Source organism: Geobacillus sp. 46C-IIa (assembly GCF_014679505.1).
Taxonomy (GTDB): domain Bacteria; phylum Bacillota; class Bacilli; order Bacillales; family Anoxybacillaceae; genus Geobacillus.
In genome coordinates this window covers 2,505,895-2,527,514 of the sequence record NZ_CP061474.1, presented here as the reverse complement: position 1 = coordinate 2,527,514, position 21,620 = coordinate 2,505,895, and the positions used below count along the sequence as shown (strand labels likewise).

Here is a 21,620-nt window from a genome sequence, read left to right as displayed (position 1 = left end):
CTGCGTGTACGCAGGTGGCGGGAGTATATCATTCTAAACTCATTTTCTATTCTTTTCTTGCTTGTTCCGTTTCCCGTGGACTGCCGGATGGTCGGCTTTCACTTGCGGTGCGGCTGCCTGTTTCAGTTGTTGTGAATGGGAAACCGAGACACGGGCCTCTGCTTGTTTGTTCACAGCGGTTGCCGCTTGGTGTTTTTGGCCGTTTGCTTTGGCGCTGGCAGCAGCATTCCGGTGAGCATTGCCCTTTGTTTCCACTTTGATCGCTTGCGTGGAGGACGATTTCGTTTCTGCTTTTATGCCGGTGTTCGTTTGTTCATTTTGCTGAATCGCTGCCTTGTCTTCCGCCGGCGCGGATATAGGAGCTGGCTTTTCTGTTTCGGTTGATTCAGGAGCGGATGGCGCGCTTTCGTTTTTCGATTCTTCCGTTTCGTCAGTTGGCGTTGTCGTTTTGTTGTCCGTTTCCTCTACCTCACCACTTCGTTGTGCTTGTTTTGCCAGCCGTTTTTCAATTTTGGCTTCCAGTTTTTGTTTCGCTTTGTCAATGTTGCGAGCAAGCACTTCTTTGGCGCGCGGATTTTTCACCTGTTCCAACGCCGTTTGCAAGGCTATAATGTTTTGGGAAAACTTTTCTTCTAGCTGCTGGCGCAATGCCTCGACATCGGTTTCCGCTCTTTCGCCGTTTTGTTCGTCCGCTTGTTTTGTCCCTTCGTAGACGTCCCAAGCTGCCTCTTGTTGTTTGAGGGCATTAGCGAGCACTTCTTTTGCTTGCTCGATCTCTCCTTGTTCGAGCAACGCTTTTGCTTCGGCAAGCCGCTCCTCGGCGAACTCAGCGAGCCGTTTCGCCTTTTCGGCGTCGTCAAACGTGAGGGCGAGCTCAATTTTTTCGATCATTGTTTTGACGAAGTAGAAAAAGTCGCCTGGCAACAAAGTCGGGGCGTCATCGTTGGCGTTGACTGTTGTTTCTGTCATTGTGTTCTTATTTGTTTGCCCCTCGATGTCCGTGCTGGCGAACGCCAGCGAATGATAGGGAGCGAGTGCAACGGTCGCGGCGAGCGCACTTGCGGACAGCACTCGGGGGAAGGTGAAGCGTTTGGTTGTCATCGTTAGTCCTCCTTTGTTTCATTCGATTTGGTTTGTCTCGCTATAATCCATTCGCGGCTTGCCTGTTCTTTTTTGGCCGCCATGGAGAAAAAACGGCCGAAAGAAGCAGAAAAGTAGAAAAGAAAGGGAAAACATGCGACTCTATTCGCGATTTGGCAAATAACTGCTTATTTGGTATAATAGGGACGAGTTTATTGAAAACGATGTGTGAGCACGACTCCTGCCAATCGGTTTGGTAGGAGTTTGTTTTTGCCATCAGCGCTTGATGAGGCCAAGGAATTAGGATGAAACACTCACTGCCCAACGCTTGTGCTAGGAGGAAAGGAGTATATTGGTGATGACGGAGCGGATTGATGAGATTATGGACGTTTGCTTGCTGGCAGGAAAATTGATGCTTGAAAGCGGCGGAGAGACGTATCGAGTGGAAGATACAATGACGCGTATCGCCGCTTCATTTGGCATGTCGCGCTCCCACGGTTATGTCACACCAACGGCCATTATTTTTTCCATTGAGGGGACAGACTCAACCAGACTGATCCGCATTTCCGAGCGCTCGACTGATTTAGCGAAAGTAGCGATCGTGAACGATATTTCCCGGCGCATCAGCCGTGGTGAATTGACGCTTGAAAAGGCACGAAAGGAGCTCGAGGATGTCGGGCGCGCCCCGATGGGTTACCCTCTTTGGCAGCAAACTGCCGCTGCAGCGTTAGCGAGTGCTTGTTTTGCGTCATTGATTGGAGGGATGGTTCACTTTTTCCCATCACTTTTTTCCGGAGGGGTGGCGTTTTGGTGTTTTGAAATGGTGCATCGGTTTGTGAAAATCCGGTTTTTCGCGGAATTTTTTGCTGCTTTTGTCGCCGGGGGGCTTGTATTGTTAATGGTGCAGGCTGGATTTGGAGGGGATGTCGGGCACATGATCATCGGCTCGGTGTTGCCGCTCGTGCCGGGGTTGGCCATTACGAACGCGGTTCGCGACTTAATGGCCGGCCATCTCATCGCCGGGTTGTCGCGCGGGGCCGAGGCGTTTTTGACGGCGTTTGCGATCGGCACCGGCATCGCCTTTGTTTTATCGATTCGATGATAGGGAGCATAGGTTATGATCGTTATGCAGTTGCTGCTTAGCTTTGTCGCGTCAACGTTGTTTGGCATGATTTTTAATGTTCCGCCGCGGCTGTTGCCGCATAGCGGATTTGTCGGGATGAGCGGATGGGCGGCCTATACGTTTGCCGTACGTTCGAGCGTAGACAGTGTGATTGCGACGTTTATGGCCGCGTTTTTCGTCGCCTTTTTAAGCAATGCGTTTGCTCGGCGCTATCGGGCGCCGGCAACCATTTTTATTGTTCCTGGCATTCTCCCGCTCGTGCCAGGTGGGACGGCATTTGAAGCGATGCGTCATGTCGTCATGAACGACTACAATGCAGCGATTCCTTTGGCGGCAAAAGCGTTGATGATTTCCGGTGCGATTGCGATGGGGCTCATTTTTTCTGAGGTCGTCAACCAACTGGCGAAGCGCCGTCATCATTAATTGCTTTTGGTTGTTTTTTCCTAACCACTCGCCTATCGTTGCATTTGCCTGTTTGAATATTATAATAAGTATAATCGTGTTTTTCATGTGGACTTCAAAGAGCGGGGGAGAGAGCGGAATGAAAGAAATAGTTGGGCAGATGAAAGCGGAGTTATGGGACATTTTTGACTATCTTCATCGTCATCCAGAAATTAGTTGGGAAGAATGGGGAACAACAGAGTTTGTTCGTCAAGAACTGGAGCGCGAAGGGTATCGGTTGCGGACGTTTGCCGATTGTCCGGGCGTGGTGGCGGAAATCGGCACTGGGCCGTTTATGGTCGGCGTGCGCAGTGATATGGATGCTCTTTGGCAAGAAGTGAACGGCGTTTGGCAGCCGAACCATGCGTGCGGGCACGACGCGCATATGACGATCGTGCTCGGGGTGGCGAAGCTGCTTCGCCGCATCGGCTATAAGCCGCCGGGGACGCTCCGGTTTTTGTTCCAGCCGGCCGAAGAGAAAGGGACAGGGGCGTTGAAGATGATGGAAAAGGGAGCGGTCGATGGAATGTCGTTTTTGTACGGCGTTCATTTGCGGCCGGTTCAAGAAGTCGAGAGCGGGTATGCGGCGCCGGCGATCGTTCACGGGGCGGCGCAATGCATTGAAGGGCGGATTCGCGGTGTGGCGGCGCACGCAGCGCGGCCTCATTTAGGCGTCAATGTCATTGAAGTCGGCAGCGCCATCGTGCAGGAGCTCAGCAAAATTCATGTTGACCCGCAAGTGCCGGCGTCGATCAAAATGACAAAGTTTCATGCCGGTGAAAAAGATGCGAACACGATCCCGGATTACGCCGAGTTCGCCTTAGACTTGCGGGCGCAGACGAACGAGGCGATGGAGCGGCTCGTCGAAGGATTGCGCCATGTGGTCAATGGAGTCGCTGCGATTTACGGGGCGGAGATTGAGCTGGTGGAACGGACGCGCATCGTTGCCGCCCACCCTGACTCCGATGCTCAGCAACTCATGAAAGAAGCGATCATCGCTGTTTTAGGAGCAGAGAGATGCGTTCCGCCGGTGGTAACCTCTGGGGGAGAGGATTTCCATTTTTACGGTTTCCAAAGACCCAACCTAAAAACAACGATGCTCGGGTTAGGCTGTGACTTGCGCCCTGGGCTCCATCATCCGCAGATGACATTCCGGCGCGACGATTTGCTTTCCGGCATTGAAATTTTGGCGCGAACGGTCATTAATACGTTTGCGACGTTTGCGCCACAGGGAGAGAAAGAACGTGTCTCTGTCGCTGCAAATCATTGAGACGATGGAACAGCTAAAAGAAATGGCTGAGTTGGAGGCGGACGTTTGGGGGACAGCCCCAATCCCGCTTCACCAAACGTTGACAGCGGTGAAAAACGGCGGCATTGCGATCGGGGCGTACGCGGACGGAAAACTTGTCGGCTTTGTCTATAGTTTTCCTGGAATGCAAAACGGGGAAGTGTATCTTTGTTCGCACATGATGGGGATTGCCAAACCGTTTCGCGATCAAGGGATCGGCTACCGTTTGAAAATGAAGCAGGCGGAAGAAGCGCGGCGGCGCGGCTATCGGAGCATCCGCTGGACGTACGATCCGCTGCAAAGCCGCAATGGCTACCTAAACTTAGCGAAGTTGGGGGCGGCAGCCGTGGACTATGTCGAGAATTGCTACGGCCAGATGGACGATGCATTGAACAGCCAGCTGCCGTCGGATCGTTTTCTTGTCGAATGGCGGTTGGATGAACCTCGAACCGGAGAAAGGATTTCGATCGCCGCTCTTTCCGAGGCCAGAAACGCAGCCGTGCTTGAGGCGGGCAAAACGGTGGATGGATGGTTGCGGCCGGTGCTGAGGGATGTCGATGAAAAAGCGGCGCCGTTGCTGTTGACGGCCATCCCGCTTGATTTTCCGCAGCTAAAGGAGCGGAATCTCGCCTTGGCGTTGGAGTGGCGGCTTTCGACACGAGCCTTGTTTGTCCGGCTGTTCGCTGAAGGTTGGATCGCCGTCAATGCCATGCTCCGCAAAGGGGAGCCAGTGATGCACTACATATGGGTGCGGCAGGAGGAATGGCTGCGAAAAAAGGGGGAGAACGATGGCTATTGAGATCGATTACATTCTGTTGCGCCATATGAAAATGAAACTGAAGGCGCCATTTACGACCAGTTTTGGCTCGTTTCAAACGAAGGAATTCATTTTAGTGGAAGCAGTCGACCGCAACGGCGTCTCGGGCTGGGGGGAATCAGTGGCGTTTTCGGCTCCGTGGTATAGTGAGGAAACGGTGAAAACGAACTGGCATATGCTTGAAGAGTTTCTCGTGCCGCTCTTGTTTTCGAAGCCGCTTAGGCATCCAGCGGAATTGCCAGAACGATTTGCCGCCATCCGCCAAAACAACATGGCGAAAGCAGCGCTTGAAGGGGCGGTGTGGGATTTGTATGCGAAGCGGCTTGGCGTTCCGCTTTATCAGTCATTGGGCGGAACGAAAAGGGAGATTGAAGTCGGCGTCAGCATCGGCATCCAGCCGAAAGTCAGCGATTTGCTTCGGGTCATTGAACGGTATGTGGCTCAAGGATATCGGCGGATCAAGGTGAAAATCAAGCCGGGCTGGGACGTTGATGTCATCCGCGAAGTACGGAGGGCGTTTCCGGATGTGCCGCTCATGGCGGATGCGAATTCGGCATACACACTTGCCGATGTGGATCGGCTGAAAGCGCTCGATGAATTCGGGCTGATGATGATCGAACAGCCGCTGGCAGCTGACGATCTCATGGATCATGCGCGATTGCAGGCGCTCCTTGAGACGCCGCTTTGCCTTGATGAAAGCGTTCGTTCCTATGACGATGCACGCAAGGCGCTTGAACTTGGCAGCTGCCGCATCATCAATATTAAAATTGGGCGCGTGGGCGGATTGGAGGAAGCGAGGCGCATTCATCATCTTTGCCTTGAGCGCGGCGTGCCGGTCTGGTGCGGGGGAATGCTCGAAGCGGGCGTTGGGCGTGCCCACAATATCGCCATCACGACATTAGAAAACTTTACCCTTCCCGGCGATACCGCCGCGTCGTCCCATTATTGGGAGCGGGATATTATCACGCCGGAAGTCGAGGTGCAAGGCGGCTTGATTCGCGTGCCGGACGCCCCCGGCATCGGCTATAACGTCGACCGCCGCCAAGTCGAGCGGTATACACAGTTTTCCAAGTTGTTCCATTGCGCGACGACGGCATAAAGCGGATCGCATTCAATAAGCATTCCAAGGAGTTTACATAAAGGGGAAAAGAAAAAATGATCATAAGACCCATTGAGGTTAGCGATGCGGAAAATTTCTTGGAGTTGCGCAAAAAAATTGATGAATCTGGTTTTATGTTATTTGAGCCTGGCGAACGGCAAACAACGGTTGAACAACAAAGTCAATCGATTGAAAGAATGCTGTCTGAACCGAACAAAATGATCTTTGTTGCTGAAATGGAAAACAAACTTGTTGGGTTCATTGCAGTCATAGGAGGCGATGTAAAGCGAAATCGGCATTCTGCCAATGTTGTTTTGGGAGTTCTTGAAGACTATCAAGGACAAGGCATTGCCACGAAACTGTTCCATGAAGCGTTTGAGTGGGCAAAGGAAGTCGGGATTTCGAGATTAGGACTTACAGTGATGAAAGGGAACGATAAGGCGTTCAGCTTATATAGGAAGATCGGGTTCGTATTAGAAGGAGAAAGGATTCAATCGTTAAGAGTGAACGGGGAATTTGTCAATGAATATTATATGTATAAACTGTTATAGCACTCATTTGAAGCTGGCCCAAAACGCGTTGGCGCTTTGGGCCAGCTCTTTGTTCGTGGCGTTATACCCGTCCGATTCCGGTGTTCGCTTTGACGACAATTTCGGTATATTTCTTTTCGTCCGCTTTTTTCGACGAGACGAGCGTTCCGATGATGGCGCCGATAAAACCGAGCGGAATGGAAATAATGCCTGGGTTGGCGAGTTTAAAGAGCGGCTCGCCAACGAAAATGGCGGCTCCTGGCTGCGGCGACCAGACGTTTGGACCGAAGAAGACGAGCAACAGGGCGCTGATCAAGCCAACGAGCATACCAGTGATGGCTCCTGTCGTATTAAAGCGGCGCCAGAAGATTGTAAAGACGATCGTCGGCAAGTTGGCGCTGGCAGCGACGGCAAAGGCGAGCGATACAAGGAAGGCAACGTTCATTTTTTGTGCAAACAGCGCTAACAAAATCGATAATACCGAGACGCCGACCGATGCCCAGCGCGCTGCCAGCATTTGTTCTTTTTCCGTTGCCTGGCCGCGCCGGATGATGTGGCTGTAAAAGTCATGAGCAAACGCCGAGGCGGCTGACAACACAAGCCCGGCGACAACCGCCAAAATCGTGGCAAAGGCAACAGCGGCAACAAAAGCGAATAAGAAATCTCCACCAAGCGCTTCAGCTAGCAGCGGGGCTGCCATATTGCCGGCGGGGTCAGCGGCGACGATTTTATCATGACCGACAAACGCAGCGGCGCCAAATCCTAAAAAGATGGTTAAAACATAGAAAATACCGATAACCCATGTTGCATAAACGACTGACTTGCGCGCAGTCGGTGCGTCTTTGACGGTGAAGAAGCGGATCAAAATGTGCGGCAATCCAGCCGTCCCTAAGACGAGCGCCAAGTTGAGCGAAATCGTGTCCAGCGGATTTTTAAACTTGTTGCCCGGGTTTAAAAACGCATCACCAAGCGGTGTTGCTGTTTTCATCTCGTGGAACATTTTGGCGATGCTGAAGTCGAATTTGGCAAAGACGATTAAGGAAATGATAAATGTACCGACCATCAACAAGACGGCTTTGATGATTTGCACCCAGCTCGTGGCCGTCATGCCGCCGAACACGACATACACGGTCATTAAAATGCCGACGATCAAGACCGAATAAATGTAATCGAGCCCAAGCAGGAGCTTAATAAGGCCGCCGGCGCCGACAAGTTGTGCAATCATATAAAAAGTCGAGATGGCGATCGTATTCAAGGCGGCGACACCGCGCACTTTTTTATCATCAAAACGGGCGGCGATCATGTCGGCCATCGTGTATTTGCCGAGGTTGCGAAGCGGCTCGGCGACGATATACAGGACGACAAGATAGGCAACAAGGAAACCGATGCTGTAGAAGAAGCCGTCAAATCCAGCCAGGGCGATCATGCCGGCAATGCCTAAAAAGGAGGCGGCAGACATATAATCGCCGGCGATGGCCAGTCCGTTTTGCCATCCGGTTAGGCTGCTGTCAGCGGTGTAAAAATCGCTCGTCGTTTTCGTCCGTTTCGAGGCATAGTACGTAATGACAAGCGTCAAGGCGACGATGACGAGGAAGAGGAAAAAGGCTAATCCGTTCATTAAGCGTTTCCTCCTTCCTTCGCTTCCTGTTTTACTTGTTCAACGATGTCGTCAAACTTGGCAGCCCGTTTCGAATAAAGGATGCATAAAGCCCAAGTCATGGCAAATTGTGCGAAGGCGAACAGCCATGCCCAACTAACCGGCCCGATTGCTGGCGCGTTGAGCATGTTTGAGTACGACGTCAAGATCGGAAGGGTGAGGTAAAATGCAAAGAAAAAGACCGTCGCTGGAATAATAAAGGCTTTTTTCTCTCGGATAAGTCCACGAAACGAGGTGGATTGGGCGATTGCTTCATAATCAACAACTGCCTGTTCGGCAAAGGATTGTTTTTTTACTGCCATATGGATCCCTCCCTGTCTTTGTTAAAGCGTTTTCAAATGAGATGACGAAACATAAAGGCCGACAGCGTCAGGAAACCTCCTTTCTTGTCACAAATTTGTCACACATCCATTATATATTTATCTGAAAAATTTGTAAATTGATTTTTTGTTATTATTAGAGAAATTTTTTTGCTTTACCGCATAAAACAAAAAAATTTTTTTCTGTTTTTCTTATTTTCGCACTTTACAAAAAAACAAAGATCATGTAAAATGCTCACTGTGTCTGTCGATCAAATTCGACAATTTTCTACAAAAAAACAGCAAGGGGAGACATCCGATGAATTTGTTTCGTAAAAAACCGATTGAGGCGCTTTTAAACGAATCGGGGGCGAAAGGAGCCTCGCTGCGGAAAGAGTTAGGCGCATTCGACTTAACGATGCTCGGCATCGGTGCCATTATCGGGACGGGCATTTTCGTCCTGACCGGGGTGGCTGCGGCAGAGCATGCCGGTCCGGCGCTCGTTCTCTCGTTTATTCTATCCGGGTTAGCGTGCGTGTTTGCGGCGCTTTGTTACGCTGAGTTTGCTTCGACCGTACCAGTGTCGGGAAGCGCGTACACATATAGCTATGCCACATTTGGCGAGCTGTTCGCTTGGATTTTAGGTTGGGACTTGATTTTGGAATATGGGGTCGCTTCATCGGCGGTCGCCGCCGGCTGGTCCGGCTATTTCCAAGGTCTGCTCGCTGGGTTTGGCATCGAGCTGCCGAAGGCGCTCACGAGCGCATATGACCCGGAGAAAGGCACAATCATCGATTTGCCGGCTATTCTCATTATTTTGTTCATTACGTTTTTACTGAACATGGGTGCGAAAAAATCGGCCCGTTTCAATACGGTCGTGGTTTTTATTAAAGTGGCTGTCATCTTGCTTTTCTTAGCGGTTGGCGTTTGGTATGTCAAGCCGGAAAACTGGACGCCGTTTATGCCATATGGATTTGCAGGTGTTGCGACCGGCGCTGCAACAGTGTTTTTCGCTTACATCGGGTTTGATGCGGTGTCGACCGCGGCGGAAGAAGTGCGCAACCCGCAGCGCAATATGCCGATTGGCATCATCGTGTCGCTGCTTGTCTGCACGTTATTGTACATCGCCGTTTCGCTCGTGCTGACGGGCATCGTTCCGTACGATCAATTGAACGTGAAAAACCCGGTGGCGTTCGCGTTAAACTACATCAATCAAGACTGGGTCGCCGGCTTTATTTCACTCGGGGCGATCGGAGGCATCACGACGGTGCTGCTTGTCATGCTTTACGGGCAGACACGCCTCTTTTATGCGATCAGCCGCGACGGCCTGTTGCCGAAAGTGTTTGCGCGCATTAGCCCGACCCGCCAAGTGCCGTACGTCAACACATGGCTGACCGGTGCCGCTGTTTCGGTATTTGCCGGCGTCATCCCGCTGAACAAACTGGCGGAATTGACGAACATTGGGACGCTCTTTGCCTTTATTACCGTTTCAATCGGCGTTCTTGTGCTGCGCAAAACGCAGCCGAACTTAAAGCGGGCGTTCCGCGTCCCGTTCGTTCCGGTCGTCCCGATTTTAGCGGTGTTGTTCTGCGGCTACTTAGTTCTTCAGCTTCCGATGACGACATGGATCGGTTTTATCTCGTGGTTGTTAATCGGCGTGGTCATTTACTTTGTCTACGGCCGCAAGCATAGCGCACTTAATGAAACGGCTGAGAGCGAAGAGAAAGCAGGCTGATTGGCCGACTGAAAAAGAAGAGGCTTTCCTGAACCGAGAGGTGGGAAAGCCTCTTTTTCGTTCGGTTACACGCGAATGGCAACGAAACAATATACTCCATTATTAGGAAGGAAAATGATGATATGGACCAACGGGGAAAAATCGATCATTTTGCAAGGTGTATACGTATACTTCTCGAGTTCGGTGAGTAAGATCAGCGATCCGATACGTTTAGACTCCCGCCTGGAATGATTTTTTTCTTGAATGACGCCCGTATTTCCCTTACTATGTACGAATAGTGTAAAGAAAAAGCGTCAGTCCGTCTTGTATAAGCGGGGTGAAATCGATGTTTGGCACATTATTAAAAAAGAGAGAAAGAACGCTTGAACGGACGGTTGAGGAAATTCAACGGGGGAATGAAGCGCTTCGCAACGAACTCATCCAACAATATAAGCCGTTTATCGCCAAAACGGTTTCGAGCGTGTGCAAGCGGTTCATTCGTGAAGAGGATGACGAAGCGAGCATCGGGTTGATCGCTTTTAACGAGGCGATTGAGAAATATGCGCCGCATAAAGGAGGTTCCTTCCTCTCGTTTGCCGAGCTGCTCATTAAACGGCGCCTTATCGATTACATTCGGAAAGAGGCGAGAACACGAGATGCAGTATGGTATACGGAGGATAGGGGAGACGGCGAGCAAACGGCGCAAGCGTACTTGGACGCCAAGCTCTCTGTCGATGAATTTTACAAGCAAATCGAACAGGAGCAGCGTCGGGAAGAAATCATCCATTACCAGCAAGTGCTGAAACAATTCGGCATTCATTTTCACGATTTAGTTGAACAGTCGCCAAAACATAAAGACGCCCGCCTAAACGCCATCCGCGTAGCCCAACTCCTCGTAGAGAAAGAGGAGCTGCTTGGCCTGTTGTTTCAAAAAAAACAGCTGCCGATCAAACAGTTGGAAACGATGGCGTCCGTCAGCCGCAAGACGATTGAGAGAAACAGAAAATACATTATTGCGGTCGCGGTCATTTTGGCGGGCGATTATATTTACTTAAAGGACTATATAAAAGGGGTGCTTCCATCGTGAAGAAGGGGATTGTGCTGGAATTGGACGAAGAGTTTGTCACCGTATTGACGACCGAGGGAGAATTTCTTCGGGTGAAAAAGGAAGGGGAGTATGAAGTTGGGGAAGAGATTGAGGCAGGTGCAGGAAAAAAAACCTTTCCATTTCACCGTCGTTCGTTTCGATATGCACTGGTGAGCGCTTTGGCAGCGGCCGTGCTGCTTGTCACCACTTGGATTCAGTGGCCTTCCGACGCGGTGTACGCATATATGTCGATCGACATTAATCCGAGCATTGAAGCGGGGGTCGACGATGACCTGCACGTATTGACGTTAAAGGCATATAATGAGGAAGGAAAAAACGTGCTCGCCGCGCTCCCTCCATGGAAAGATAAACCATTTTCTGCGGTGGCGGAACAAATTATTGTATTAAGCGAAAAAAAGGGCTATTTAAAGGAAGGCGGCGAAGTGTTCATTACAACAGTGGAAAAAGAGCGTGATGCGTCCTCGGCGCGGAAGTTGTCCGCTGAGCTCGCTGAAATCCAGCGGTCGGTGGCGGACGACCGGATCGTTATCAAAACGGCGAACAGCACGATGGAAGTGCGCAGCCGGGCAGTTGAACAAGGAATGACGACCGGAAAACTATTGCAGATTGAGAAAAAAGCAAAACCGGCCTCGTCCACATCCACCAAGCCGAACAAAGAGAAAGGACAAAGCGGAAACAAGGAAAAGAAACCATCACCAGCAAAAGGGCAAAAACTAGAGCAACCGGCGCAAATGAAACAAAAGCATGGTGAACAGAAACCAAAGCAGCAGAAAAAAGAAAAACAGCCGTTGCACGAGCGAAAAAACACCGATTCAAATAAAGAAAGTCCCCCGTCGGACAAAGAGATTTCTCCGAAAGGGAAAAACCATGGGAACGCCCGTCCGCCGCGGCCGGGCGGTCATTATGTAGAGAAAAAGGCGGCGGATGGCCGGCACGACCGCAGCAACAAGAAAGATCGCCGCGAGCCGGCGAACACCCACCGCCAGCCGAAAATCATCGATTCCAAAACGAAAAAAGCCGAGTGATCACGCTCGGCTTTATTCTGTTCTCCGTCCTGCCAGCTCGCTTTGCGCTTGGGCGACGAGCCGTTTCGTAATTTCCCCGCCGACGGAGCCGTTGGCGCGCGAAACAGTGCCAGCCCCGAGCTGCACGCCAAACTCTTGGGCGATTTCGTATTTCATTTGTTCCAATGCTTGTTCAATGCCTGGAACAAGCAGTTTGTTGCTTCCACGTGCCATTCTTTTTGCCTCCTTCGTCATGTTTCGATGTGGCATCATTAGTATAAGCAAACCGTTGGTGGGGTATAGGTGGGAATTAAAGGGAGAATTTATCACAAAAAAAAAGATTGCAAACGTTTTCGATTCGTGGTTATAATGAAATTAACAACAGGATCCGAAACGTTTTGGAGGAATAGCAGTGACAACGATTAAAGATATCGCCAAAGCGGCAGGGGTTTCCATTACTACCGTTTCACGTGCATTAAACGGCTATTCCGATGTCAATGAAAATACGAGGCAAAAGATCATTGATATCGCTAAACAATTAAACTACAGTCCGAATACGCTCGCGCGCGGGCTTGTCATGAACAAATCGAAAACGATCGGATTGCTCGTTTCCGGACTGACAAGGGACAGCGCCAAGGACAATTTTACGTTTGAAGTGCTAGCCGGTGTTAACGAATATGTAAGTGAAGTCGATTACGATATGGTGCTGTTCAGTACGACATCGACAAAACAGCGGGAAAAAACGTACACCCAATTGTGCCGCGAGCGCCGTGTCGATGGAGCGATTTTGCAAGGAATTCGCACCGACGACCCGTACTTGCACGAGGTTGTGGAGAGTAATATCCCGTGCGTTTTAATCGATATTCCCATCGAGTCGAAGACTGTCGGCTATGTAACGACGGATAATGTACTTGGGGCGAAAAAAGCGGTGCGCCATTTAATTGAACTCGGGCATAAACGAATTGCCATGATTAACGGCTATGAATACGCCTTTGTGAGCGAACAACGGCTGAAAGGATTTAAGGAGGCGCTGCTTGAAGCTGGGTTGCCAGTGCGGGAATATTGGATTGCGAACGGGGCGTTTCGTGAAGAAATTGCCGAGCAAGAAGCGTTGCGATTGCTTCAGCACTACCCAGAAATAACGGCGTTCTTTTGCGCCAGCGATTTAATGGCATTAGGTGTGATTAAAGCGGCAAAACGGCTTGGAAAGCAGGTGCCGGATGACGTTGCGGTCATCGGTTATGATGACATTATTTTAGCTTCATATTCCGCGCCCTCGCTGTCAACAATCGCCCAAGATAAGTTCGCTATGGGATATGAAGCCGCCATGCTGCTCATCGCTATGCTGGAAGGAAAGGCGGATTCGCATGTAAAAATTTTGCAAACAGAGTTAAAAGTTCGAGAATCGACAGTCAAAGGAATCAAGTAACCGATGCGTTATTGGTGAAAGAAGAGGGGAATATATTTTTTGCGAAAAACTGAAAACGTTTCGGGTTAAAAAGGAAGCATATCCATTGATAAAAGCGCTCTCATGATAAATTTCTTTTTATTTAATTCCGAAACGTTTTGGGTTTGGTAGAAAGCAGAAAACATCAACAGGGGGAAGCAACATGGATTACCGTGTGATCAAGGAAAATGATTTATTTTTATTAACAGACCGTGAGGGAAATATTCCAGAGCACCATCCGTACGGGCTTGGTTTATACATGAAAGACACCCGTTTTTTAAGCAAATGGGATTTGCGCATTAACGGGGAAAAACCGATTTTGCTGTCGTCTGACGCTGCGGAAAATTATGTTGCCACGATTTTGCTGACGAACCCGCATATGGAGAAAAGCGGAGAAGTGGTGTTATGGCGCGAATCGGTTGAAATTGAGCGGAAGCGCTTCATATATGAGGACGTTCTCTATGAAACGATAAAACTAAAAAACTATCACCCAAAGCCGGTACAGTTTGAAGTCAGTGTACATATCGATGCTGATTTTGCCGACATGTTTATCGTGCGGGGATTTCAGACCGGGGAAGTTGGAAAGCGGACTGAGAAGACGATGGGTCATCGTTCGTTAACGTTTGGCTATGTGGGGGCGGATGGAATCAAGCGGGCGACACGAGTCGCCTGGGATCGGCCGGAAAAAGCGGTGTTTGAATACGGAGAAATCTCTTTTCATTTTGCTCTCCAACATGCAGAAGAGCAAACCATCACATTTGCGATTGCGCCGCATATAGGCCAAGAGGAAGGGAAACAATTTGTTCCGTTAGAGGAAGCATTTTACCGCCTAAAGGAATCATACTGTCGCTGGGAGGAAAAGACAGCGAAAGTCACAACGGACGATCATCGCCTGGAGCGTCTCGTTCGCCGCGGGATCGTCGATTTGCGGGTGCTGCTGACAGACTTAGGATATGGGCCATTTCCTGTTGCCGGGCTGCCATGGTTTGGCGTGCCGTTTGGCCGTGATAGCCTGATCGCCGCACTGCAACTGTTGCCGTTCAACCATGAGGTCGCCAAAGGGACGTTGCTGACGATGGCCCACTATCAAGGGAAAAAGGAAGATCCATGGCGGGATGAGCAGCCGGGAAAAATCATGCATGAAATTCGTTTTGGCGAGCTGGCCAACACGAATCAAATTCCGTTTACCCCTTACTATGGAACGATTGATGCCACTCCACTGTTTTTAGTGCTGCTGGCTGAGTACGTAAAATGGACGGGAGATTTTGATCTTGTCGTCCAACTGCGCGAACATATTGATGCGGCGCTCGTTTGGATCGATCAGTACGGCGACCGCGACGGGGATTTGTTTGTTGAGTACCATCAGCAATCGAGCAAAGGAATCGCTAACCAAGGGTGGAAAGATTCCGGGGACTCGATTGTTCACCGGAACGGTGAATACGCCCGCTCCCCAATCGCTCTTGTCGAAGTGCAAGGGTATGTATACCAAGCGAAAACGGCGCTTGCTGATATTTTCGAGCATCTTGGCGAACCAGAGCGGGCTAAGGAGTTGCGCCATCAGGCGAAAGCGTTGAAAGAGCGGTTCGACGAGCAATTTTGGATGGAAGATGTGAAATTTTACGCCATCGCTCTAGACGAAAAGAAGGAACAAGTTGGGACGGTGACGTCAAACCCCGGACATGTGTTGTTGTCAGGAATGTTGAATAAAGAGCGGGCCGAGGCGGTTGTCCGGATGCTTTTATCTGCGAAGATGTTCTCCGGCTATGGGATTCGGACAATGGGAGAGGGTGAAGCTGGATACAATCCGATCAGTTACCATAACGGAAGCGTATGGCCGCATGACAACAGCTTGACTTTGCTTGGCCTCAGCAAGCTAGGCAAGCATCGCGAGGCGAAGACGGTGATTCAAGGGCTGATCGAGGCGGCGAACTACTTTGAGTACGACCGGCTGCCGGAACTGTTTTGCGGATACAGCCGTTCGGTCGGAAACCCGGTTCCTTACCCTGTCGCCTGCTCGCCGCAGGCATGGGCGGCAGGAACGCCGCTTGTGTTTATTCAAGCTTTACTAGGATTGTTCCCAAATGCGCTCGAAAAGAAAATTTATTTATCGCCGATGCTGCTTGATTCAATGAATATGTTACGGGTGGAAAACATCTCGATCGGCGGCGGGCGGTTGTCGTTGACCATCAGGCGTGAGCAGGAGAACTTCAACGTCCAAATCGATGAAAATACGACAGGCTGGGATGTTGTGATTCGTTAAAAACAGGGGAAGGACTCCCTTCCTCTATAAGTATAAAACCATTTTTTTAGGGGGTTGTTTACATGGGCAAAACAAAATGGATAGCGGCGCTAGGCATTACGACGATGCTGTTTGGGAGTGTATTGGCCGGTTGCGGCGGCGATGAGAAAAGTGAGCAGGCAAACGGAGGAAGCAAGCAAGGCGAGAAAGTGGAAGTCACGTTAGCCGGCTGGGGGGGCAACCCAAGCGAGCAAAAGTTGCTGCAACAAACGCTTGATGACTTTGAGAAAAAACATCCGAATATTAAAGTTAAATATGAGGTAATCGCCGATCAGTATATGGATGTCATTAAAACCCGTTTAGCGGGGGGACAAGGGCCCGACGTGTTTTATCTCGATGCGTTTGAAGCCCCGGCTCTGATTGAAACAGGAGCGCTCGAGCCGCTCGACAAATATGTGACCGATGAGTTTGATGTAAACGATTTTGAAAAGCCGATGCTCGATGCATTTAAGGGGGAAGATGGGAAAATTTATGGTTTCCCAAAAGATTATTCGACGTTAGCCTTGTTTTACAATAAAAAAATGTTTGAAGAGGCAGGCATCGAAGTGCCGAAAACGTGGGATGAGCTGAGAGAAGCAGCGAAAAAGCTGACGAAAGGGAAAGACGTATACGGGTTTGGCGTTGCCCCAGAATTGGCCCGTCTATACTATATCGCCGAGTCAAAAGGCGGCAAAGTCGTCACGGACAACAAAGCAAGCTTTGCTGATTCAAAGGTGGTCGAAGCGCTCCAACCGATCGTCGATATGCACTTGAAAGATAAAACGGCGGCCCAGCCGAACGAAGTCGGAGCAACATGGGGCGGCGAGATGTTCGGCCAAGGCAAGGCTGCTATGGTCATTGAAGGCAACTGGGCGATTCCGTTTTTGCAAGATACATTCCCGAATCTAGAATTCGGAACGGCGGAAATCCCAACGATCAACGGCAAAAAGGCAACGATGGCGTATACGGTAGCCTATGTGATGAATAAAGATTCACAAAAGAAAGAAGCAGCTTGGGAACTCATCTCGTATTTGACCGGGAAAGAGGGCATGAAAACGTGGACAAGCAAGGGCTACGCTTTGCCGACACGCAAATCGGTCGCTGCTGAACTTGGATTTGATAAAGATCCGTTGCGGGCCCCATTAGTGGCCGGAGCGCCGTACGCTACCGTATGGCAAAACGGAACGAACTTGCCGATTATTGTCAACAACTTCAATAACCAGTTTGTCAGTGCCTTCTTAGGGGAGCGCCCGCTTGCTGACGCATTGAAAGAAGCAGAAAAAACGGCGAACAGCGAAATCGAAAGCAGATAAATGAAAACAGGCCTCCGGCAGAAAAAGCCTCTGCCGGAGAGCTGTTCCTTTCTTTCTAACAGCGGCTTCGCGGCCGCGTTAGAAAGAGGGGAATAGCGATTTGACCGCAAGGGGATGAAAAAGGATGAAGCAGACATTGACGAAAAAAATGTGGCGGGAAACAGGATCGGCTTATTTATTCTTATCTCCGGCTTTATTTGTGCTTCTTTTATTCATTATCGGTCCGATCGTGTTCGCAGTTTTTTTGGCATTTCATAAAGTGCAATTGTTAGGGACGACATCGTTCGAGTTTGTTGGACTCGATAACTTCGCCCGCATAGCTGACGATACCCGAGCGAAAATCGCGCTCTGGAATACGTTAAAATATGTAGCGATTGTCGTTCCGTGCCAAACGATTTTAGCCCTTGTGTTAGCTGCTACTTTAAACGCCGGGCTGAAAGGGGAAAAATTTTTCCGCATCGTTTACTTTTTGCCAACTTTGACTTCTTCGGCAGTATTGACACTCATTTTCATGTGGATGTACAACCAAAACGGGTTAATTAACCATGTGCTTGAAGCGGTTGGACTGCCGACGTACAATTGGCTCGGCGACCCGGACGTCGCTTTGAATGCGATTATGATCATGAACATTTGGTCAACGGCTCCGTACTTTATGGTCATTTATTTGGCGGCATTGCAAGATATTCCTGATTCCTTGTACGAAGCAGCGGAATTAGACGGAGCTGACGCCTGGCAAAAGTTTTGGCACGTCACTGTCCCGTATTTGCGTCCGGTCACATCGTTTGTCGTAGTCATGGGGCTGATCGGCACTTTCCAATTGTTTGACCAATCGTACATTTTCTCAGCCGGTTCTGGCGGACCGAACAACTCTACGTTAACCGTTGTGCTTCTCATTTACCAATATGCGTTCAAAACGTTAGGAACGATGGGGTATGCTGCTGCGTTGGCGTTTGCGTTAGCCATCATTATTTTAATCGCGACATTGCTCCAGCGAAAGCTATCGAAAGAGGAGTCCCTTTATTGAGGAGTGGAGGACGAAATGAAAAGAAAAATAGGGATTGGGAAAGCGTTATTGTATGTTGTGCTTGTCGTGTATGCGATCATTACGCTTATTCCATTTTTATGGGCGCTGTCTTCCTCGTTTAAGACCCTTGAGGAAATTGTCAGCGGGACAATGTCGTTCGTTCCAAAACAGTTCACACTTGATAATTACAAGCAAATTTTTGTTGAGCAGGAGCTGTTTCCACGTTGGTTGTTAAACAGTGTCATCATTGCCGCGGCAGTGACCGTGCTCAACTTATTGTTTAACTCCATGGCCGGCTATGCGTTAGCGCGGCTGCAGTTTCCCGGGAGAAAGCCATTGTTTTTGATTATTTTGGCCGTCTTAATGATTCCAGCGCAAGTGACGATGATTCCGAACTATTTGATTTTAAAACAGCTCGGCTGGCTAAACTCGTATCAAGGAATGATCGTGCCGACGATGATTAATGCTACGTTTATTTTCATGATGAGGCAGTTTTTCATCAATTTTCCAAGAGAGCTAGAAGAGGCTGCAGAGCTTGACGGCCTTGGCCGACTCGGAATCTTTTTCCGAATCGTGCTGCCCCTTGCCCGCCCGGCGTTGGCCGCTCAAGCCATTTTCGTCTTCATGGGTTCGTGGAACGATTTCATGCGTCCGCTCATTATTTTGTCTGACCCGCAATTGTTTACATTGCCACTTGGCCTGAACAGCTTCAAAGGACAATACATTAGCTATTGGAACTACATCATGGCCGCTTCAATGGTGTTTACCTTGCCGGTGCTGGTCATTTATACGTTTTTCAATCGCTATTTCATTAAAGGAATTTCGTTCACGGGTGGGAAATAAAGATGGCTTTGTTTCTGTCCGCACGTTGAGAACGGAAGAAAGGATTGTGATAAGGCTGTCTGCCAAGGTCTTCCCGACCTTGGCGAACAGCCTTTTTTCATGCGGCATAGGCGTTGAAAAAACGAGCATCATATAGGTGAAATACCCATTCTGCGAGGAAAGGAATCGGAGCCATGGAATGGACGATGCGGCTGCCGAGACAGGCGGGAAGGCGGATGGGGCGGGGGTGGACGGCGGCCGCGCTCGCCTCGATCCCGTTAGTGATGACGCTTGGCAATTCCATGCTCATCCCGGTGCTGCCGGTGATGGAGCGGCAGCTCGGCATTACGCCGCTGCAGTCAAGCTTGCTGATTACGATGTATTCCGTGGTGGCGATTTTGTTCATTCCAATCGCGGGATATGTAAGCGATCGCATTGGAAGAAAGAACGTGATCATTCCGAGCCTGTTGTTGGCTGCAGTTGGCGGAGGGATGGCTGGATGGGCGGCCTGGCGGATGGATGACCCATACGGGTGGATCATTGCTGGGCGCATGCTGCAAGGACTGGGGGCGGCCGGGGCCTTCCCGATCGTGCTGCCTCTTGTCGGCGATTTGTTTCCAGACGAAGAGGAGGCGAGCCGCTGTTTAGGGACGATCGAAACGGCGAACACATTCGGCAAAGTGCTAAGCCCGATTCTCGGGGCAATGCTGGCTGGCATCGTTTGGTTTTTGCCGTTTTTTTCGTTCCCTGTCTTTTGCCTGCTATCGGCAGCGATGATGGCTTGGTCCATCCAGGCGCCGGCGCGTCGGGAGCGTCCGTTGCCGTTTCGGGACTTTGTGGCGGCGGTGAAAGTGATTTTCCGACGTGAAGGGCGCTGGCTTGCTGCTGTTTTTGCGATTGGCGGTCTGCTCATGCTGGTGTTGTTTGCCTTTTTATTTTTTCTTTCGAGCCGCCTTGAAGAGGTTTATCACATCGACGGGGTGAGGAAAGGATGGGTGCTTGCCATCCCGCTCGGGGCGCTCTGTTTCGCCTCGTTTGCCGCCGGGAGGCTGATTGGCGGCCGGAAAGAGCGAATGAAATGGGGGGCGGTCGCGGGTTGCGTTTTGTCCGCCGCCGCGTTGCTCCTCGTTCCCCTTTATCCGTCCCTCTTCCTTTGGCTGGCGTTGTTTTCCGCCGCCGGCATCGGCATCGGCGCCGCCCTTCCGTGTTTGGACGCCTTGATTACAGAGGGAATTGAGAAAAAGGAACGCGGGACGGTGACATCGGTTTATAGCTCGCTTCGCTTTATCGGGGTGGCCGTCGGTCCGCCGTTGGCGGCGTGGCTCATGAAAAGCGGTGTCGCCTCGCTCCTTTTCTTGCTTAGTGCGCTGGCGCTCGTCGGCGGGGGGCTTGCCTTTTGGCTGATACATCCAGAAATGGACGGAGGGAAAGAAAATGAAAGCGGTCACATACCAAGGCATTAAAGATATCGCGGTGAAACAAATGCCAGATCCGAAAATTTTGAAGGATGATGATATTATTGTAAAAATCACAAGCACCGCCATTTGCGGCTCTGATCTTCATTTAGTGCACGGCATGATCCCGAACATGCCGGAAGAGTTTATCATCGGCCATGAGCCGATGGGCATCGTCGAGGAAGTCGGGCCGGCGGTGACGAAAGTCAAAAAAGGCGATCGTGTCGTCGTGCCGTTTACGATTGCCTGTGGGCAATGCTGGTATTGCCAGCACGGGCTTGAGAGCCAATGTGACGCGTCAAACCCGAACGGCGAGTCGGGGGCGTATTTCGGCTATTCCGAAACATTTGGCGGCTACCCGGGCGGGCAAGCTGAATATTTGCGCGTACCGTTTGCCAACTTCACCCCGTTTGTCGTTCCGGACGATTGTGAATTGGAAGATGAAAAATTATTGTTTTTGTCCGACATTATTCCGACCGCGTTTTGGGGCGTCGACGAAGCGGGAGTGAAAGACGGCGACACAGTCGTCGTGCTCGGCTGCGGGCCGGTCGGGCTGTTGACGCAAAAATTCGCTTGGCTGAAAGGAGCGAAGCGCGTCATTGCTGTCGATTACATTGATTACCGGCTTGAGCACGCGAAAAAGACGAATAAAGTAGAGACGATCAACTTTACCGAATACGAAAACACCGGTGAATACATTAAGGAGATCACCGGCGGCGGGGCTGATGTGGTCATCGATTGCGTCGGCCTAGACGGAAAAATGACCCCGCTTGAGCTAATCGGCTCGGCGCTGAAGCTGCAAGGGGGCGCGATGGGGGCGATCGTCATCGCCTCGCAGGCGGTGCGCAAGGGCGGAACGATCCAGCTTGTCGGAGTGTATGGCTCCCGTTACAACCAGTTTCCACTTGGCGATCTATTTTCACGCAACATTACGCTGAAAATGGGGCAGGCGCCGGTCATTCATTACATTCCGACGCTGTATGGGTGGATTGTCGAAGGAAAGTTTGACCCGACGGATATGATTACGCATCGCCTTCCACTCGATGAGGCACAATATGCGTATGAAATTTTCGATGAAAAGAAAGACGGTTGCATCAAAGTGGTGCTGAAGCCGTAATGGTG

20 protein-coding genes are annotated in these 21,620 nt (G+C 50.5%); 16 read left to right on the top strand and 4 right to left on the bottom strand.

The window, feature by feature from the left end; all coding sequences use genetic code 11:
• Positions 1 to 39 precede the first annotated feature (39 nt).
• Complete coding sequence (locus IC803_RS12505) at positions 40 to 1,101, bottom strand: DUF5667 domain-containing protein (protein ID WP_081206639.1); 1,062 nt, start codon at positions 1,099 to 1,101, stop codon at positions 40 to 42.
• A gap of 337 nt (positions 1,102 to 1,438) precedes the next feature.
• Here IC803_RS12505 and IC803_RS12500 point away from each other — a divergent pair, with 337 nt between their 5' ends.
• The 6 genes from IC803_RS12500 (at position 1,439) to IC803_RS12475 (ending at position 6,399) form a co-directional block, all read left to right on the top strand.
• Complete coding sequence (locus IC803_RS12500; RefSeq protein ID WP_081206640.1) at positions 1,439 to 2,182, top strand: threonine/serine exporter family protein; 744 nt, start codon at positions 1,439 to 1,441, stop codon at positions 2,180 to 2,182.
• A gap of 15 nt (positions 2,183 to 2,197) precedes the next feature.
• Complete coding sequence (locus IC803_RS12495) at positions 2,198 to 2,626, top strand: threonine/serine exporter family protein (protein WP_063329832.1); 429 nt, start codon at positions 2,198 to 2,200, stop codon at positions 2,624 to 2,626.
• Between the two features lie 118 nt (positions 2,627 to 2,744).
• Positions 2,745 to 3,914, top strand: a complete 1,170-nt coding sequence (locus tag IC803_RS12490; protein WP_081206641.1) for a M20 peptidase aminoacylase family protein — start codon at positions 2,745 to 2,747, stop codon at positions 3,912 to 3,914.
• Positions 3,889 to 4,731 carry a GNAT family N-acetyltransferase gene (locus IC803_RS12485; protein ID WP_081206642.1) on the top strand — a complete coding sequence of 281 codons (843 nt, stop codon included), beginning with the start codon at positions 3,889 to 3,891 and terminating at the stop codon, positions 4,729 to 4,731. Before IC803_RS12490 ends, IC803_RS12485 begins: the two co-directional genes overlap by 26 nt.
• Entirely contained in the window at positions 4,721 to 5,848 is a 1,128-nt protein-coding gene (gene menC / locus IC803_RS12480) for an o-succinylbenzoate synthase (protein ID WP_081206643.1), read from the top strand. The genes IC803_RS12485 and menC overlap by 11 nt, the downstream gene beginning before the upstream one ends.
• Before the next feature lie 56 nt (positions 5,849 to 5,904).
• Positions 5,905 to 6,399 carry a GNAT family N-acetyltransferase gene (locus IC803_RS12475; RefSeq protein WP_081206644.1) on the top strand — a complete coding sequence of 165 codons (495 nt, stop codon included), beginning with the start codon at positions 5,905 to 5,907 and terminating at the stop codon, positions 6,397 to 6,399.
• A 61-nt stretch (positions 6,400 to 6,460) separates the two neighbouring features.
• On the opposite strand, the gene IC803_RS12470 is transcribed toward IC803_RS12475, so the two are convergent.
• The gene (locus tag IC803_RS12470) at positions 6,461 to 7,996 is read right to left on the bottom strand and encodes a solute symporter family protein (protein ID WP_081206645.1); all 1,536 of its coding nucleotides are present in this window, start codon (positions 7,994 to 7,996) and stop codon (positions 6,461 to 6,463) included.
• Positions 7,996 to 8,337, bottom strand: a complete 342-nt coding sequence (locus IC803_RS12465; protein WP_081206646.1) for a DUF485 domain-containing protein — start codon at positions 8,335 to 8,337, stop codon at positions 7,996 to 7,998. Before IC803_RS12465 ends, IC803_RS12470 begins: the two co-directional genes overlap by 1 nt.
• A gap of 316 nt (positions 8,338 to 8,653) precedes the next feature.
• On the opposite strand from IC803_RS12465, the gene IC803_RS12460 reads away from it, so the two are divergent.
• The 3 genes from IC803_RS12460 to IC803_RS12450 all read left to right on the top strand — a co-directional run bounded on the left by IC803_RS12460 (position 8,654) and on the right by IC803_RS12450 (position 12,181).
• Positions 8,654 to 10,069: a branched-chain amino acid transporter BcaP gene (locus tag IC803_RS12460; RefSeq protein ID WP_081206647.1), complete on the top strand. Its 1,416-nt coding sequence runs from the start codon at positions 8,654 to 8,656 to the stop codon at positions 10,067 to 10,069.
• 325 nt (positions 10,070 to 10,394) lie between these two features.
• On the top strand, positions 10,395 to 11,135 hold the full coding sequence (gene sigI, locus IC803_RS12455) for an RNA polymerase sigma factor SigI (protein WP_081206648.1): 741 nt from the start codon (positions 10,395 to 10,397) through the stop codon (positions 11,133 to 11,135).
• The gene (locus IC803_RS12450; protein ID WP_081206649.1) at positions 11,132 to 12,181 is read left to right on the top strand and encodes an anti-sigma factor domain-containing protein; all 1,050 of its coding nucleotides are present in this window, start codon (positions 11,132 to 11,134) and stop codon (positions 12,179 to 12,181) included. Before sigI ends, IC803_RS12450 begins: the two co-directional genes overlap by 4 nt.
• A 12-nt stretch (positions 12,182 to 12,193) precedes the next feature.
• Here IC803_RS12450 and IC803_RS12445 read toward each other — a convergent pair whose 3' ends face one another.
• Positions 12,194 to 12,394 (bottom strand): alpha/beta-type small acid-soluble spore protein, encoded by a 201-nt coding sequence (locus IC803_RS12445; RefSeq protein ID WP_081206650.1) that lies wholly within the window; start codon positions 12,392 to 12,394, stop codon positions 12,194 to 12,196.
• Between the two features lie 178 nt (positions 12,395 to 12,572).
• Between IC803_RS12445 and IC803_RS12440 the strand changes: the two genes are divergently transcribed.
• The 7 genes from IC803_RS12440 (at position 12,573) to IC803_RS12410 (ending at position 21,615) form a co-directional block, all read left to right on the top strand.
• Positions 12,573 to 13,589: a LacI family DNA-binding transcriptional regulator gene (locus tag IC803_RS12440; protein ID WP_081206651.1), complete on the top strand. Its 1,017-nt coding sequence runs from the start codon at positions 12,573 to 12,575 to the stop codon at positions 13,587 to 13,589.
• A gap of 181 nt (positions 13,590 to 13,770) precedes the next feature.
• The gene (locus IC803_RS12435) at positions 13,771 to 15,867 is read left to right on the top strand and encodes an amylo-alpha-1,6-glucosidase (RefSeq protein WP_081206652.1); all 2,097 of its coding nucleotides are present in this window, start codon (positions 13,771 to 13,773) and stop codon (positions 15,865 to 15,867) included.
• Positions 15,868 to 15,929: 62 nt separating this feature from the next.
• The gene (locus IC803_RS12430) at positions 15,930 to 17,198 is read left to right on the top strand and encodes an ABC transporter substrate-binding protein (RefSeq protein WP_081206653.1); all 1,269 of its coding nucleotides are present in this window, start codon (positions 15,930 to 15,932) and stop codon (positions 17,196 to 17,198) included.
• Positions 17,199 to 17,322: 124 nt separating this feature from the next.
• On the top strand, positions 17,323 to 18,222 hold the full coding sequence (locus IC803_RS12425) for a carbohydrate ABC transporter permease (protein ID WP_081206654.1): 900 nt from the start codon (positions 17,323 to 17,325) through the stop codon (positions 18,220 to 18,222).
• A gap of 15 nt (positions 18,223 to 18,237) precedes the next feature.
• Entirely contained in the window at positions 18,238 to 19,065 is an 828-nt protein-coding gene (locus tag IC803_RS12420; RefSeq protein ID WP_081206655.1) for a carbohydrate ABC transporter permease, read from the top strand.
• Between the two features lie 173 nt (positions 19,066 to 19,238).
• The gene (locus tag IC803_RS12415) at positions 19,239 to 20,507 is read left to right on the top strand and encodes an MFS transporter (protein WP_081206656.1); all 1,269 of its coding nucleotides are present in this window, start codon (positions 19,239 to 19,241) and stop codon (positions 20,505 to 20,507) included.
• Positions 20,479 to 21,615 (top strand): zinc-dependent alcohol dehydrogenase, encoded by a 1,137-nt coding sequence (locus tag IC803_RS12410; RefSeq protein WP_081206657.1) that lies wholly within the window; start codon positions 20,479 to 20,481, stop codon positions 21,613 to 21,615. Before IC803_RS12415 ends, IC803_RS12410 begins: the two co-directional genes overlap by 29 nt.
• Positions 21,616 to 21,620: the final 5 nt, after the last annotated feature.